The organism is uncultured Sphingomonas sp. (assembly GCF_937859915.1).
Taxonomy (GTDB): Bacteria; Pseudomonadota; Alphaproteobacteria; order Sphingomonadales; family Sphingomonadaceae; genus Solisphingomonas.
In genome coordinates, this window is record NZ_CALMAW010000007.1 from 70,389 (window position 1) to 85,642 (window position 15,254).

A 15,254-nucleotide genomic window follows, 5' to 3' on the forward strand; every position below is an offset into this window, starting at 1 on the left:
GATCTCCGAGCGCCGGCGTCTCCCCTCCGGCATGCCTGTCCCTAGGAAGCGCCTGTTACGACACTGTGACACTCGCCATGATCCATGTCACATTGGTCTAAGAAATGGCGGAAATCCGGGCTATTCAGATTAACGACAGCTGCGCTTCGCTATCGGAAGCCGATGCGAATCATGCGATCGACACTGGCTCTCGTGCGGCGACCCGTTGAGTGCGGGCGTCCGCCCGTGCCGTCCGCGGCTTGGCTATGTGGCTGGCGCGCCCTATGATTCCTCTGAGGCCTTCTGCCTCGGCTTACAGGGCGGGACTCTTGCAGACCATTTTTTCGCGCCGCGTCCGATCGGGTGCGCGGTTCGCTGTTTCTCGCGTAGCCGGTGCATGGCTGATCGCCGTGGGGGCGCTGTCGCCGGTACAGGCCGCGGCGCCGCGCTATGCCGCCTTCATGGTCGACGCCAATACGCGCGAGGTGCTCTACAGCAACGCGCCCGACGAGCTGCGTCATCCCGCCTCGCTGACCAAGATGATGACGCTCTATCTCACCTTCGACGCGGTCGAGGCGGGGCGGATGCGGATCAGCGACCCGGTGACGGTCTCGGCGCACGCCGCGTCGCAAAGGCCGTCGCGGCTCGGCCTCAAGGTCGGCCAGAGCCTCAGCGTCGACAATGCGATCTCGGTGGTGGCGGTCAAATCCTGCAACGACATCGCGGTCGCGCTCGCGGAAAAACTCGGCGGCAACGAGCAGAGCTTCGTCGGCCTGATGAACGCCAAGGCGATGCAGCTGGGCATGCGCAACACGCATTTCGACAACGCCTCGGGGCTGCCCGATCCCGCCAACGTCACCACAGCGCGCGACCTGACGATCCTCGCGCTGGCGCTGATCCACGACCATCCGCGCTTCTACCGCTATTTCGGCCAGCGCGACTATGTCTGGCAGAATGCGACGATGATCAATCACAACCATCTGCTCGGCAAGATGGCCGGGCTCGACGGGATCAAGACGGGCTATACGGTCGATTCGGGCTTCACGCTGGCGGCCTCGGCGCAGCGCGGCAACCGCCGGCTGGTCGCCGTGGTGCTCGGCGAGCCCAGCCTGGTGGTGCGCAACCGCGACGCGCAGAACCTGCTCGAGGCGGGTTTCTCGGTGCTCGACCGGCGCGGCGTCGGCCAGGCGGTGACGGTCGCCTCGGTGCTGCCGCAGACCGACCATTCGGCGCTGCGGCTCGAACCGCCCGTCGATCAGGGCGCCTCCGACGAGCCCGACACGCCGATGCCGGCGCGCCGCGCCGTGCAGCGTGCCGCACCGGACCGTCACGCCCCCGAGCGCCATGCGCATGGCCGCCGGGACCGAGCGCGCGACCGCAAGGCCGAGAAGCCGGCGGCGCGGCACCACGACCATCATGTGGCCAAATCGCACGAGGCCGCGAAGAAATCGTCGAGCCACAAACGCACGCGTCGACACACATCGTAAGGCTGCTATGGTCCGAGGACGACGCGGACAGTCGCAGCCGCGTGACGTTGATGCAGGGTCCTTCCCGACATGGCCAGGATACCTCGTCCCCGCACCGCCGTGCTGGGTACTGCCGCCGCGGTTCTGCTGGTCGCGGGCGGGCTGCTGTGGCGGACGCACGGCGGGCCGAACGCGTCCGGCGCGACCGCGATCGCGACCGCCCCTCCCCCGCCGCCGCCACCCCCGCCGCTGCACTGGCCGGCCGAACCGCTCCACCAGCTGCTCGCCGCGGTCGAGGCGTACCGCGACGAGGGTCTGCACCCCGCCGACTATAAGCGCGACGCGCTTGCCGCCGCGATCGCCGCAGGCCGCGACGATCCCGCCACCGATGCGCTCGCCACGGGCGCCGCGCACGCACTCGCGCTCGATTATGCCGACGGCCATGTCCGCCACCGGTCGCGGCTCGACTGGCATGTCGTCCACGCCGCGCCCGCGACGCTCGACGCCGATCTCGCCGCCGCGGTGAAGGCGGATACGCTGGGCGCCTACCTCCAGGGGCTGCTGCCGCACGATCCGCGCTACCTCGCGCTCAAGGCCGCGCTGCACGCGACCGACCATGGCGATGGCGACGATGGCGAGGATGGTGATGCCGACGCGGACGCGCGCCGCGTCCACATCCGCGCGTCGATGGAGCGCTGGCGTTGGATGCCGCGCGACCTCGGCACCGACTATGTCTGGGTCAACGTCCCCACCTACCGGCTCGCGCTGATCCACGGCGACGATGTCGTCGCCAGCCATGTCGTCGTCGTCGGCGCGCCCAAGACGCCGACGCCGATGCTGTCCGCCAATATCGGCTCGATCATCGTCAACCCGTGGTGGACATTGCCACCGACCGTGCTGCGCGAGGGGGCGGGCAAGCACTATGCCGCCGCGCGCGGCTTCACCTACGTCACGATCGGCGGCAAGCCCTATGTCCGCCAGAAGCCCGGGCCCGACAATGCGCTCGGTCGGATGAAGATCGACATGCCCAACCCCTATGCGATCTACCTCCACGACACCCCCGCCAAATGGGGTTTCGCCAAGGCCGAGCGCGCGCTCAGCCACGGCTGCATCCGCGTCCAGGGGATCGCGACGCTCGCCGGCGAGCTCACCCAGCCCGACACGATCAGCGACGCGATGGCCGATCTCACCACGCACACGCTGCCGATCCAGAAGACCGTGCCGGTCTATATCGTCTATTTCACCGCCGCCCCCGATGCCGATGGCGATGTCGTCACCTATGGCGATCCCTATGATCGCGACGCCGAGCTGATCGCCGCGCTCGACCATGACAAGAGCTACAAACGCCCCGATTCGGCTGCGGCGGTGAAGCGGTCTTCGTTAACGCCGAAGCGAGAATCCACGACGAACGGTGCAGCGCCCGAGCCGGAACGTGCCGAAGATCCGGGAACCAACGCCACTTATTAGCATCGGGGGAAGGTTACCTCTGCTATAAGCATCCCCGGGCACATCGGGCACATGCAAGGACAGCTAGTGGATTCTCCTCGGGGGTCGGCGCTTTCGCGTCGTGAATTGCTTCGTACGGGTACGATCGTCACCGCGGGCCTGCTGGCCGGGCCGGCGTTCGCGCAGCTCAACACCGGGCTCCCCGGCGTCGGCCATCCCACCGCGACCGCGATGCCGGCCTCGCCGATGACGATCCGCCCCGATCTGTTCCGTCGCGCGCTCACCGCGCTGCAGCGGCATGGCGACCGGATCCAGCAGCGCGACAAGATGGCGATCGTCGATTTCGACCTGCCCTCGTCGCAGCCGCGCTTCCACATCGTCGATCTCGCCTCGGGGCGCAGCCGCAGCCTGCTCGTCGCGCACGGCCGCGGCTCCGATCCCGAGCATACCGGCTTCCTCACCCGCTTCTCGAACGACATCGGCTCGGAGGCCTCGTCGCAGGGCACCTATCTGACCGGCGACATCTATGTCGGCGCGCACGGCCGCTCGCGCCGCCTGCTCGGTCTCGACAGCACCAACTCCAACGTCGAGCCGCGCGCGGTCGTGGTCCATGCCGCCTGGTATGTCGGCGCCGACATGATCGCGCAGCACGGCAAGCTCGGCCGCTCGGAAGGCTGTTTCGCGCTCTCCGCCTCGGATCTCGAGGACACGCTGGGCAGCCTCGGCCAGGGCCGGATGATCTACGCCGACAAGGTGTGATCGGGGGGCGGCCGCTCAAACTAATCGAACGGCGAGGCCATTTTCATCCGTCATGCTGAACTCGTTTCAGCATCCCCTCTCTTCAGGGCCTTCGCCTGCGGCGAGCGGGATCCTGAAACGAGTTCAGGATGACGGTTCATGGTGTAGCGAAGCATGACTCAAGCGCGTCCGTCGAGCGCCTCTTGTAAACCGCCCCGCCCCGCCCGTATCTCGTGGCATGATCAACACGACACGACGCGACCTCATCGCCGCGCTGGGTGCCGTCGCCGCCCTGCCCGCCGGCCGCCTGCTCGCAGCGACCACCGGCGGGGATGGCCAGCCCTTCTCGTGGGACATGCTCAAGGCGCACGCCGCGACGCTTGCCCGCCAGCCCTACAAGGCGCCGCCCCCGCCCGCCCCCGGGGTCGACCATGTCGACTATGACGCGCTCAACGCGATCCAGTTCAAGGCGTCGGCCACCCAGCTGAAGGCGCCGAGCGGCGGCGTCCGCTTCTTCCCGATCACGCATTTCCAGCCGATCCCGGTCGAGATCTTCCTCGTCGACGGTAATGTCGCCAGGCCGTTCCGCTACAGCCCGAACCTGTTCGCCATGCCCGCCGACAGCCCGCTCGCGAAGCTCGGGCCCAATGGCGGCCTCTCCGGCTTCCGCGCGATGAACGCGGCGGGGACCAGCGACTGGCTCGCCTTCGCCGGCGCCTCCTATTTCCGCTCGTCGGGCGCGCTCGACCAATATGGCCTGTCCGCGCGCGGCCTCGCGATCGACACCGGCGGCCCCGGGCCCGAGGAATTCCCCTCCTTCACCAAATTCTGGCTGGGCCGCGGCGCCGACGGCGCGCTGCTCGTCGATGCGCTGCTCGAGGGGCCGAGCGTGGTCGGCGCCTACCGCTTCACCAACCGCAAGACCGCCGCCGGCGTCACCCAGGACGTCGAGGCCTCGCTGCATCTGCGCAAGGATATCGCGCGGCTCGGCATCGCGCCGCTGACCAGCATGTTCTGGTACGACCAGGCCGACCGCGCCCGCGCCACCGACTGGCGCCCCGAGATCCACGATTCGGACGGGCTGCTGATCCTCAACGGCAAGGGCGAGCGGCTGTGGCGCCCGCTGTCCAATCCGCCCGGCGCCACCGCCAACAGCTTCGCCGACAAGGGGCCGAAAGGCTTCGGCCTGCTCCAGCGCGACCGCAACCACGATCATTATCAGGACGACGGCGTCTTCTACGAGAAGCGGCCGACGCTGTGGGTCGAACCCAAGGGCGATTGGGGCGCCGGCGCCGTGACGCTGGTCGAACTCACGACCACCGACGAGACCAACGACAATATCGTCGCGATGTGGGTGCCCGCCGCCCCCGCCAAGGCCGGCATGCATTACGACCTCGCCTACCGGCTGCGCTGGATCGCCGACGAGCCGCTGTCGCCTGGGCCCGCGCGCGTCGTCGACATCTTCCGCGGCCAGGGCGGCCGCCCCGGCCAGCCGGTCAATGCCGCCGCGACCAAGCTGGTGATCGACTTCGCCGGCCCCGCGCTGGTCGGCCTCGGCCGGTCGAGCGGCGTCGTCCCCGATCTCGCCGTCACCCGCGGCACCGCCGACAATGTCGCTGCCTATCCCGTCGTCGGCCAGGCCGATCGCTGGCGGCTGATGGTCGACATCACCCCCGCCGGTCACGACCCCGTCGACATCCGCTGCGTGCTCCGCCGGGGCGGCGCGGCGCTGAGCGAGGTGTGCCTGACCCAGATAGCCGGCAAATGACGATCGCGCGTTCATCCGGCCAAGGAACCGGACGAACGCCATCGGGTTGTGATAAGGTTCAGCGCGGCGCAGACCGGCGACGATGGGAATGATGCCGGGCTTGGCGACCCGCTCTATGACATGAGGGTTCGAGATTGACCGACGACATCCGCGGCGCGACGGGTGCGGCCACCCCGGGACCGTGGACCCCGCACGCGCCCGACGACATGCCGCGCGAAACGCCGACGTCGATGCCGGTCCAGGCGCTCGACCACGCCCCCGACGCGCCGCCGCCGCCGCGCACCTCGCCGCCGGGGATGACCGAGCGCCGGCTGCTGCTCGTGCTCGGCACGCTGGTGATCGGCACCTTCGGTGCGGGCGAGATCACGCGCAGCCTGTCGAGCGACGGGATCTCGGGCAGCGACGTCGTGCTGATGCTGCTGTTCTTCGCGCTGTTCGCCTGGATCGCCTTCGGCTTCCTCAACGCCTTCGCGGGCTTCCTGCTGCTCGTCTCGGGCCGCTCGGTGCCGACGCCCGCCGCCGCGCCCCAGGCGCTGCCGACCGGGCGCACCGCGATCCTGCTGCCGGTGCACAATGAGGAGGTCGAGCCCGTGTTCGCGCGGCTGCGCGCGATGGCGCGGTCGGTCGCGGCGGCGGGCGGGTCGCAATTGTTCGAGATCTTCGTGCTCAGCGACAGCCGGCCCGAGCGCGAGGCGGCCGAGCACCGCGCCTTCCGCCGGCTGCGGGGGTTGAGCCCGCTGCCGATCTGGTATCGCCGCCGCACGGTCAACGAGGGCCGCAAACCCGGCAACATCGCCGACTGGGTGCGGCGCCACGGCGGCGGCTATGACTATATGCTGGTGCTCGACGCCGACAGCCTGATGAGCGGCGCCGCGGTGATGCGGCTGGCGGCGGCGATGGACCGCCACCCGCAGGTCGCGCTGCTCCAGACCATCCCGATGGTGATCGGCGGCGAGACGCTGTTCGCGCGCTGGCAGCAGTTCGCGGCGCGGCTCTACGGCCCGGTCTTCTCCGCCGGGCTGCTCTGGTGGTCGGGTGCCGAATCGAGCTTCTGGGGCCACAATGCGATCATCCGCGTCGCCGCCTTCGCCGAATCCTGCGGCCTGCCCAAGCTCTCCGGCCCGGAGCCCTTCGGCGGCCATGTCATGAGCCACGACATGTACGAGGCGGGGCTGCTGCGCCGGCGCGGCTGGGCGTGCCACATGGTCGCGATGCAGGACGGCACCTATGAGGAATATCCGCCCACCTTCGTCGAGCATGCCGCGCGCGACCGGCGCTGGTGCCAGGGCAATCTCCAGCATCTGCGCGTGCTCGATACCGCAGGGCTGCACTGGGTCAGCCGGCTGCAGCTGCTGATGGGGGCGTCCGCCTATCTCACCTCGCCGCTGTGGCTGATGCTGCTGGCGGCGAGCGCGATCGTTGCGGTCCATTCGCAGGGCGAGATCCAGATCATCGCGCCTTCGGGCTGGCTGCTCGGGCTGACGCTGGTGCTGCTGTTCGCGCCCAAATTCATGGCGCTGGGCTGGATGCTCGCCGATCCGATGCGGCGCGGCGGCTTCGGCGGCGGCTGGGCGCTGATCAAGAGCGTCGGGCTCGACATCCCGCTCGGCGTGCTGGTCGCGCCGATGATGATGCTGACCCAGACGCTCGCGGTGATCGACATCCTGCGCGGCCGCCCGAGCGGCTGGGCGGCGCAGAACCGCGTCTCGGACGGCATCGCGCTGTCGGATGCCGCGCGCCACTATCGCTGGCATCTGATCGTCGGCGGCGCGATGGCGGCCGCGGCGCTGCTCGGGCTGCAGGCGGCGGTGTGGATGGCGCCGATCTTCGCGGGGCTGCTCGCCGCGCCCCTGCTGGTCACCTGGACGTCGCGGGCCTCGCTGGGCCAGGCGTCCGCCCGCCACGGCCTGTTCCTGATCCCCGAGGAGCGGCGCCCCAACCCGCTGATCCGCGACGCCCAGCCGGGCGCCGAGGATCGCAGTGAACCGACCCCGCCGACCGACGAACCCCGCTGGCCGGCCCTCCGCACGATGCTGCCGCGACGGCAACCGTCGTGACCTGATCCTCCCCGAGCTCGCTCGGAGAGGATTTTCGCGCTGCACTCGCCATGCCCTCCCGCGCGATGTAACGCTCGTCCCTCAAACGAACGAGGACAGATATGCGGCGCACCACCACCGAGAACGAGCTGACCTTCGGCGCGCTCGCCCTCGGCGTGCTGCTCACCCTGTTGTTCACCGCCGCCAACGTCTTCCTGGGGCTGCGCGTCGGGCTCACCTTCGCGACCTCGATCCCCGCCGCGGTGATCTCGATGGCGGTGCTCAAGGCGCTCGGCCAGGCCGGCATCCTGCGCAACAACATCGTCCAGACCGTCGCCTCGGCGGCGGGCACGCTCGCCTCGATCATCTTCGTGCTGCCCGGGCTGGTGATGGTCGGCTGGTGGGCCGACTTCCCCTTCTGGCAGAGCTTCCTGATCTGCGCGACCGGCGGGCTGCTCGGGGTGATGTTCTCGATTCCCTTGCGCCGCGCGCTGGTCACCGGATCGGACCTGCCCTTCCCGGAAGGCTGCGCCGCCGCCGAGGTGCTCAAGGTCGGCAGCGCCGAGGCGGGCGGCAGCGGCGTCGAGGAAAGCCGCTCCGGCCTTTCCGCCTTGCTGTTCGGCAGCGTCGTCTCGGCGGGCTTCGGGCTGCTCGCGGCGATGCGGCTCGTCGCCGAGGAGGCCGGCGGCTGGTTCCGCGTCGGCCCGACCGCCACCGGCATGAGCTTCAGCCTGTCCTTTGCGCTGATCGGGGTCGGCCATCTCGTCGGTCTGTCGGTCGGCATCGCGATGCTGTTCGGGCTGATCCTGGGCTTCGGCGTCGCGACCCCGCTGCTCGTCTTCCTCCATCACGGCCCGGTCGACGTGCTCACCGCCGCGCCCGACATCTGGAAGCATGAGGTGCGCTTCATCGGCGCAGGCGTGATCGGCGCCGCCGCGCTGTGGACGCTCGGCAAGCTGATCGTGCCGATCGCCCGGGGGCTTACCGATGCGGCCGCCTCGTCGCGCGCGCGCAAAATTCCGGGCGGCGCGATCCTGCCCGTCGAGGAGCGCGACATGCCGGTCGCGATCGTCGGCGCGATCTGCGGCGCGCTGATCATCCCGATCGCCTGGCTGCTCGGCCATTTCGCGAGCGTCGGCCCGCTCGCCGGCATCGCGCTGCCGCTGGCGATCGGCGGCACGCTGTTCGTCTATGTTGCCGGAATCATCACCGCCTCGGTATGCGGCTATATGGCGGGGCTGGTCGGCTCGTCGAACAGCCCGGTGTCGGGGGTCGGAATCCTCGCGATCCTGGCGGCGGCGCTGCTGCTCGCCCTGTTCGTCGGACCCACGGCGGCGACCGCGCCGCATCTCGTCGCCTTCGCGCTGTTCGCGACCGCGATCGTTTTCTCCGCCGCGACGATCGCCAATGACAATCTGCAGGACCTCAAGACCGGCCAGCTGATCGGCGCGACGCCGTGGAAGCAGCAGGTCGCGCTGATGGTCGGCGTCGTCGCGGGCGCGCTGACCATTCCGCCGGTGCTCAACCTGCTCGGCCACGCTTACGGCTTTGGAGAACCCTCGCTCGCGCACCCCAATCCACTGCCGGCTCCGCAGGCGCTGCTGATCAGCGCGCTCGCCGAGGGCGTGCTGGCGCATGACCTCGACTGGAGCCTGATCGGCATCGGCGTCGCGATCGGCGCGGCACTGATCGCGCTCGACGGCTGGCTCGGGCGGACGGGCCGGATGCGGCTGCCCGCACTCGGCGTCGGCATGGCGATCTATTTGCCGATGTCGCTGACGCTGCCGATGGTGGTCGGCGCGCTCGTCGGCCACGCCTGGGAGCGCCGCAACGTCGACGAGGCGACGCGCCGGATCGGGGTGCTGATGGCCTCGGGGCTGATCGTCGGCGAGAGCCTGTTCGGCGTCGTCCACGCGATCCCGATCTCGATCACCGGGCTGCCCAAGCCGCTCGCGGTGGTCGGCGACGATTTCGCGCTCGCGGCGACGGTCGGCGGGTCGCTGCTGTTCGCGGTGCTGGTGGCGCTGACCTATCGCCGCGCGACGACCTTGGGGGCGCGGATAAGCGGTAAGTAACGCGTCATGCCGGACCCGATCCGGCATCTAGAGCCACAAGCGGGAACGCGTGAAGCCCTGGATCCCGGGTCGAGCCCGGGATGACGGATGCGTCTACAGCAGCGCCTCGATCGCCGGGACGAGCGTCTCGGGCTTGGCGGTCGGCGCGTAGCGGGAGACGACCTTGCCGCTCCGGTCGACCAGGAATTTGGTGAAATTCCACTTGATCCGCTCGCTGCCGAGCAGCCCCTTCGCCTCGTGCTTGAGATAGGCGTAGAGCGGGTGCGCGGCGGGGCCGTTGACCTCGATCTTGGCGAACAGCGGAAAGCCGACGCTGTAGGTCAGCGAACAGAAATTGGCGATCTCGGCGGCGTCGCCCGGCTCCTGCGCACCGAACTGGTTGCAGGGAAAGCCGAGCACCGCCAGGCCGCGCGTCGAAAACCGCTCGTGCAGCGACTCGAGCCCGTCATATTGCGGGGTGAAGCCGCATTTGCTCGCGGTGTTGACGATCAGCAGCACCTGTCCGCGATAGTCGGCGAGCGGCTTGGTCTCGCCCGCGATCGTCTCGGCCGAGAAGTCATAGATGCTCGCCATGCGCGTCCCCTATTGGCGCTGGTAGCGGATCGTCGAGCCGTCCATCACCTTGAAGCTCAGCCCCGCCCAGCTCTGCCGCGCGTCGTACCACAGGTCGGTCTGGACGTCGCCGGTCAGCGCGAAATGGTTGGCGCGGATCTGGGTGCCCGCGGCGGTCGGGATCAAGTTGCTGCCGATCGCCGCGATCTTCGGGTGCATCAGCCGCCCGTCCTGGACGTTGATGAACGGCCCGTCGAGCTCGCGGCGGTTCCAGTGCGTCGCGGGCAGCGCGTTGGCGGGCGCCGTGTAGCGCGGCGCCTTGGTCCCCTCGACGACCAGCCCGCTCGCGTCGCGGCGCGCGGTGACGCGCTGCGGCGTGCCATTGTCGCTCGAGACCGCCTGGAGGCCGACGAGCTGATCGCCGACCCAGCTTTCGGTGGCGTGATGGGCAAAGCGATACAAGGTAATGAAGCCGATCTTGACCATCAGGTCGATCGCGATGCGCACGGTCAGCGCGTCGCCGCTGCGCTCGAAGGCAAGCGTGTGGGTGCCGAGCTTGGCGCCCTTGCGGACGATGTCGAAGCCGAGCCGGTCGCCGGGCACCGGAAGCCCCGCCCGAGACAGTGCGGGCATCGCCGCCAGCATCGCGCCACCGAGCAGCAGCTCGCGTCGTTCGATCATGCGCATCCCTTCGCCAAGTTTGGGACGACTGATCGTGCCCGGCCCGTATCGATTCGCCCTTCGCAATAGCAGCAATGGCGCCCGCGCCAGCTTCGAAAGTGACTGGCGCCGCCTAGCGATTGGTCATGGTGCCCGCCGACCCTCGCCGCATTGAAAAGCCGTGTCGCATCCGTTAGAGGGGCCGCTACGCCCCGGCCGCGTCGAAACACGCGTCGGGGCTTATGTCTTTTGGGCCGTCAGGAACCGCGCATGGCACGTCGCCGCCAGATCTACGAAGGCAAGGCCAAGATCCTCTACGAGGGCCCCGAACCCGGCACGCTCATCCAATATTTCAAGGACGACGCGACCGCGTTCAACGCCCAGAAGAAGGGCACGATCAGCGGCAAGGGCGTGCTCAACAACCGCATCTCCGAGCATGTCTTCACGATGCTCGGCAATATCGGCGTGCCGACCCACTTCATACGGCGTCTCAACATGCGCGAGCAGCTGATCCGCCAGGTCGAGATCATCCCGATCGAGATCGTGGTGCGCAACGTCGTCGCGGGCAGCCTCGCCAAGCGCCTCGGCATCGAGGAGGGCACGCAGCTGCCCCGCACAATCATCGAATATTATTACAAGGACGATGCGCTCGGCGACCCGATGGTCACCGACGAGCATATCGCCTGCTTCGGCTGGGCGAGCCAGGAGGAGATGCACGACATCTCCGACATGGCGATCCGCGTGAACGACTTTCTGACCGGGCTGTTCGCGGGGATCAACATCCGGCTGGTCGACTTCAAGCTCGAGTTCGGCCGCCTGTGGGAGAATGATTTCGCGCGCGTGATCCTCGCCGACGAGATCAGCCCCGACGGCTGCCGGCTGTGGGACATGGCCACCAACGAGAAGCTCGACAAGGATCGTTTCCGCCAGGATCTCGGCGGCGAGGTCGAAGCCTATCAGGAGGTCGCGCGCCGGCTGGGGCTGCTTCCCGAAGGCGCCGAGACCTCGGTGCTCGACATGGAAAGCCACCGCAAGAAGCGCGGCAAGTAAGGCCACGTCCGCCATCCTGACGAAGGCCAGGATCTGACGCGCTACGCCTGTCTGCCAGACAGTATCGACATTCAGCGTAAGGCATCGGTTCGTCCATCATCGTGGCCGTCGTCCCGACGGAAGTCGGGATCCATGGACACGGCCTGTTCGCAACCGGGCCCGACATTGGCGTGGCGGCACTGCCGCCCGACAATGACGAATCCTCGGAATATCGACGTGTCGCCGTCCATGGGTCCCGGCTTTCGCCGGGACGACGAAGACATCCGAATGTCGATCCATGCCAGCGCGGCGTCTCTGCATCCTGAACCAAGGCCAGGATGACGACGGCCGCGAGGCTTGCCCTACCCCCGCCGTCATTCCTGCGAAGGCGAGAATCCATAGACGCGGCGCCGGACGAGCGAACGCCGCGTCTATGGATCCCGGACCGAGCCCGTCCTGAGCCTGTCGAAGGGTCCGGGATGACGAAGAGAAGTGGCCGACCCGAACAGCTTACGCATCCTTCATGCACCCCTCGCCTTCGTCGGGCGTTGCCTGACCGAATGGCCACCGCATCCCGTCCCGCCGCCGACCTCCCGACCCGTGACCCGCCGGTCCGCGAGGCGATCGGCATCGCGCGCGTGCTGTGCATTCTCGGCATCGTCTATGTCCACGCCTGGACCGGGCTCGACGGCGACCGACTCGCCAAGCTCGACTCGACGCATCAGGGCATCCTGCGCTGGGTGCTGATCGAGCTCGTCGGGCGCAGCGCGGTGCCGCTGCTCGGCGCGATCTCGGGCTGGCTGTCGGGGCCATCGGCGCGCAAACGCAGCTACGCGGGCTTCGTCAGGGTCAAGGCACGCACCATCCTGGCGCCGATGCTGCTGTGGAACGTCATCGCGCTCGTGCTGGTCAGTGGCTTCGCTTATTGGGGCCATCTCGCCGCCCCCATCCCGGCGAACCTGTGGGAGGCGCTCGACTGGATCGGCTGCGTGACCCAGCCCAATCCGATCAACGTCCAGATCAGTTTCCTGCGCGACCTCTTCCTGTGCATGTGCGCGGCGCCACTGTTCGCACGGCTCAGCGACCGCTGGCTCTGGGCGGCGTGGGGCCTGGCCCTGCTCTGGTCGGCGAGCGGGTTCGTGTTCCCGCTGCTGCTGCGGCCGCCGATCCTGCTGTTCTTCCTGTCGGGCATGCTCGCGCGCCGCGCCGGCACCGCCGAGCGCATCGCCGCCTGGCCGCTCTGGGCCTGCCTGCTGCCCTATCTGCTGTTCGCGCCCGCCAAGATCGCCGCCTCGAGCTTCTACGACGCCTGGCTCAAGACGCATGTCGCCGCCGCCGACGCGATCGACCTGCCAATCCGCTTCGCCGCAGCGCTCGCGCTGTGGCGGATCGCGCTCGCGCTGGTGCCCCGCTTGCTCGGCCGCACCATCGTCGGGCTCGAACGCTATGCCTTCCTGCTGTTCTGCTGCCATCTCGTACTGATCTGGCTGATCGGGCCGTTGATCGGTCACGCGGTCGGCAAGATGGGGACGCCGCTCTACCCGCCCTATCTGCTGCTCCAGCCGCTGCTCGCGCTCGGCGGCACGATCCTGGTCGGGCGCGCGCTGGAGTGGGTCTCGCGGCCGACTGCGGGGCTGCTCAGCGGTGGTCGGCTCGCCGCGCCGCGTCCTGCACGCTTGCCCCGCGGCGCCACTTCCGCCAAAGGGACCGCGTCACCGCCCGGAGCGATTTCATGAAGACCCGCGTCATCGTCACCCTCAAGTCCGGCGTGCTCGATCCGCAGGGCAAGGCCGTCCATCACGCGCTGACCGGGCTCGGCTTCGGCGGCGTCAACGACGTCCGCATCGGCAAGATCGTCGAGCTCGATCTCGCCGACGGCACCGACGCCGCTGCGCTCGACGAGATGTGCCGCAAGCTGCTCGCCAACACGGTGATCGAGAATTATCGGATCGAACAGGCCTGAGGAGGCTCATATGAAGAGCGCCGTCATCGTCTTCCCCGGTTCCAACTGCGACCGCGACCTCGCCGTCGCGCTGCGCGAGACCACCGGTGCCGACCCTGTCATGGTCTGGCACGGCGAGACCAGCCTGCCCGACGGCATCGACATCATCGGCGTCCCCGGCGGCTTCTCCTACGGCGACTACCTGCGCTCGGGGGCGATGGCCGCTCGTTCGCCGGTGATGCGCGCGGTGGCCGACGCCGCCGCCAAGGGCGTCGCGGTGCTCGGCGTCTGCAACGGCTTCCAGGTGCTCACGGAAACGGGGCTGCTGCCCGGCGCGCTGATGCGCAACGCCGGGCTCAACTTCGTGTGCCGCGACGTCGAGCTCACCGTCGCCAATGCCCAGACGATGTTCACCGCGCGCTACGACGATGCCGAGGCGATCAAGATCCCGGTCGCGCATCACGACGGCAACTACTTCGCCGACGATGCCACGCTCGACCGGCTCGAGGGCGAGGGCCGCGTCGCCTTCCGCTATGCCGGACCGGTCAACGGGTCGGCGCGGCATATCGCGGGCATCGTCAACGACGCCGGCAACGTGCTCGGCCTGATGCCGCACCCCGAACGCATGATCGAGACCAGCGCGCACGGCCGCGCCGACGGGCGCCGGCTGTTCGAGGGCCTGATCGAAGCGCTGGGCTGATTTCCCGTTCCCCGGCGCAGGCCGGGGCCCAGGCCTCACGTCTATATTCGATCGTCGCGCCCCCCATACGCTCCGGGCCTGGGCCCCGGCTTTCGCCGGGGAACGGGTTGCCTACCTCCGCCGCCCGAACGGCGAGAAATTGGTGGCCCGGTCGAACACATCGACCCCCTCGGAGCGCTTGAGGAATTCTACCACCGCATAGGTGACCGGGGTCAGCAGCACCTCCCACCCGACCTTCATCGCCCAGTTGGTGACCATCACGGTCAGCACCAGCGCATACGTCCAGCCGCCCGCGCCCCAGAAGGCGAGCGGGTAGAAGATCAGGCTGTCGACGCCCTGGCCGAACACGGTCGAGCCGACCGTGCGCGTCCACAGATGCCGTCCGTCGGTCCAAACCTTCATCCGCGCCAGCACGAAAGCGTTGACGAACTCGCCCGCCCAGAAGGCGCAGACGCTCGCCAAGACGATCCGCGGCACCTGCCCGAACACCGCCTCATAGGCGGGCTGGTTGGTCCAATCGGCGGCCGGCGGCAGCGCCACCACCACCCACGCCATGAACGCCATGAACAGCACGGCGGCAAACCCCGCCCAGATGCAGCGCCGCGCGCGGGCATAGCCATAGACTTCGGTCAGCACGTCGCCGAGCACATAGGAGATCGGGAAGAACAGGATGCCCGCGCCGAAGGTGAAGCCGTGCAGCGTCGCGACCTTGCCCGCGCCGATCACGTTGGACAGCAGCAGGATCGCGACGAATGCTGCCATCAGGAGGTCGTAATGGCGAAAGCCGCGCTGTTCCGCGGCGGTGGCATCGATCGGGCGCGGCGCGGCGGGGCTGTCGGTCATGCCGCCACCGTATCGTGGTT

The 15,254-nt window shown here is 68.9% G+C and carries 13 protein-coding genes; 10 read left to right on the forward strand and 3 right to left on the reverse strand.

Annotated elements, in window-relative coordinates:
- Positions 1 to 389: 389 nt before the first annotated feature.
- From Q0326_RS01015 to Q0326_RS01040, 6 genes are all read left to right on the forward strand, one after another.
- Positions 390 to 1,466: a D-alanyl-D-alanine carboxypeptidase family protein gene (locus Q0326_RS01015; RefSeq protein ID WP_298686153.1), complete on the forward strand. Its 1,077-nt coding sequence runs from the start codon at positions 390 to 392 to the stop codon at positions 1,464 to 1,466.
- A gap of 69 nt (positions 1,467 to 1,535) precedes the next feature.
- Positions 1,536 to 2,912, forward strand: coding sequence for a L,D-transpeptidase family protein (locus Q0326_RS01020; protein WP_298686155.1), 1,377 nt, complete (start codon positions 1,536 to 1,538; stop codon positions 2,910 to 2,912).
- A gap of 105 nt (positions 2,913 to 3,017) precedes the next feature.
- Positions 3,018 to 3,650: a murein L,D-transpeptidase catalytic domain family protein gene (locus Q0326_RS01025; protein ID WP_298686157.1), complete on the forward strand. Its 633-nt coding sequence runs from the start codon at positions 3,018 to 3,020 to the stop codon at positions 3,648 to 3,650.
- Between the two features lie 217 nt (positions 3,651 to 3,867).
- Complete coding sequence (locus Q0326_RS01030) at positions 3,868 to 5,397, forward strand: glucan biosynthesis protein (protein ID WP_298686159.1); 1,530 nt, start codon at positions 3,868 to 3,870, stop codon at positions 5,395 to 5,397.
- A 134-nt stretch (positions 5,398 to 5,531) separates the two neighbouring features.
- A complete protein-coding gene (gene mdoH, locus Q0326_RS01035; protein WP_298686161.1) occupies positions 5,532 to 7,454 on the forward strand; it encodes a glucans biosynthesis glucosyltransferase MdoH in 1,923 nt (640 codons plus the stop codon).
- 101 nt (positions 7,455 to 7,555) lie between these two features.
- Complete coding sequence (locus tag Q0326_RS01040) at positions 7,556 to 9,508, forward strand: oligopeptide transporter, OPT family (RefSeq protein WP_298686163.1); 1,953 nt, start codon at positions 7,556 to 7,558, stop codon at positions 9,506 to 9,508.
- A 93-nt stretch (positions 9,509 to 9,601) separates the two neighbouring features.
- Here Q0326_RS01040 and Q0326_RS01045 read toward each other — a convergent pair whose 3' ends face one another.
- Together Q0326_RS01045 and Q0326_RS01050 are read right to left on the reverse strand one after the other, a co-directional pair.
- Entirely contained in the window at positions 9,602 to 10,081 is a 480-nt protein-coding gene (locus Q0326_RS01045; protein ID WP_298686165.1) for a glutathione peroxidase, read from the reverse strand.
- Positions 10,082 to 10,090: 9 nt separating this feature from the next.
- Complete coding sequence (locus Q0326_RS01050) at positions 10,091 to 10,741, reverse strand: DUF6134 family protein (RefSeq protein WP_298686167.1); 651 nt, start codon at positions 10,739 to 10,741, stop codon at positions 10,091 to 10,093.
- A 249-nt stretch (positions 10,742 to 10,990) separates the two neighbouring features.
- Between Q0326_RS01050 and purC the strand changes: the two genes are divergently transcribed.
- The 4 genes from purC to purQ all read left to right on the forward strand — a co-directional run bounded on the left by purC (position 10,991) and on the right by purQ (position 14,391).
- Positions 10,991 to 11,770, forward strand: coding sequence for a phosphoribosylaminoimidazolesuccinocarboxamide synthase (gene purC, locus Q0326_RS01055; RefSeq protein ID WP_298686169.1), 780 nt, complete (start codon positions 10,991 to 10,993; stop codon positions 11,768 to 11,770).
- Positions 11,771 to 12,309: 539 nt separating this feature from the next.
- Positions 12,310 to 13,485, forward strand: a complete 1,176-nt coding sequence (locus Q0326_RS01060) for an acyltransferase (protein ID WP_298686171.1) — start codon at positions 12,310 to 12,312, stop codon at positions 13,483 to 13,485.
- The gene (purS, locus tag Q0326_RS01065) at positions 13,482 to 13,712 is read left to right on the forward strand and encodes a phosphoribosylformylglycinamidine synthase subunit PurS (protein WP_298686173.1); all 231 of its coding nucleotides are present in this window, start codon (positions 13,482 to 13,484) and stop codon (positions 13,710 to 13,712) included. The genes Q0326_RS01060 and purS overlap by 4 nt, the downstream gene beginning before the upstream one ends.
- Positions 13,713 to 13,722: 10 nt before the next feature.
- Positions 13,723 to 14,391: a phosphoribosylformylglycinamidine synthase subunit PurQ gene (purQ, locus tag Q0326_RS01070; protein WP_298686176.1), complete on the forward strand. Its 669-nt coding sequence runs from the start codon at positions 13,723 to 13,725 to the stop codon at positions 14,389 to 14,391.
- Positions 14,392 to 14,502: 111 nt separating this feature from the next.
- Here the strand turns inward: purQ and Q0326_RS01075 are convergent, their stop codons facing one another.
- Positions 14,503 to 15,234 carry a queuosine precursor transporter gene (locus tag Q0326_RS01075; RefSeq protein WP_298686178.1) on the reverse strand — a complete coding sequence of 244 codons (732 nt, stop codon included), beginning with the start codon at positions 15,232 to 15,234 and terminating at the stop codon, positions 14,503 to 14,505.
- Between the last annotated feature and the right edge of the window lie 20 nt (positions 15,235 to 15,254).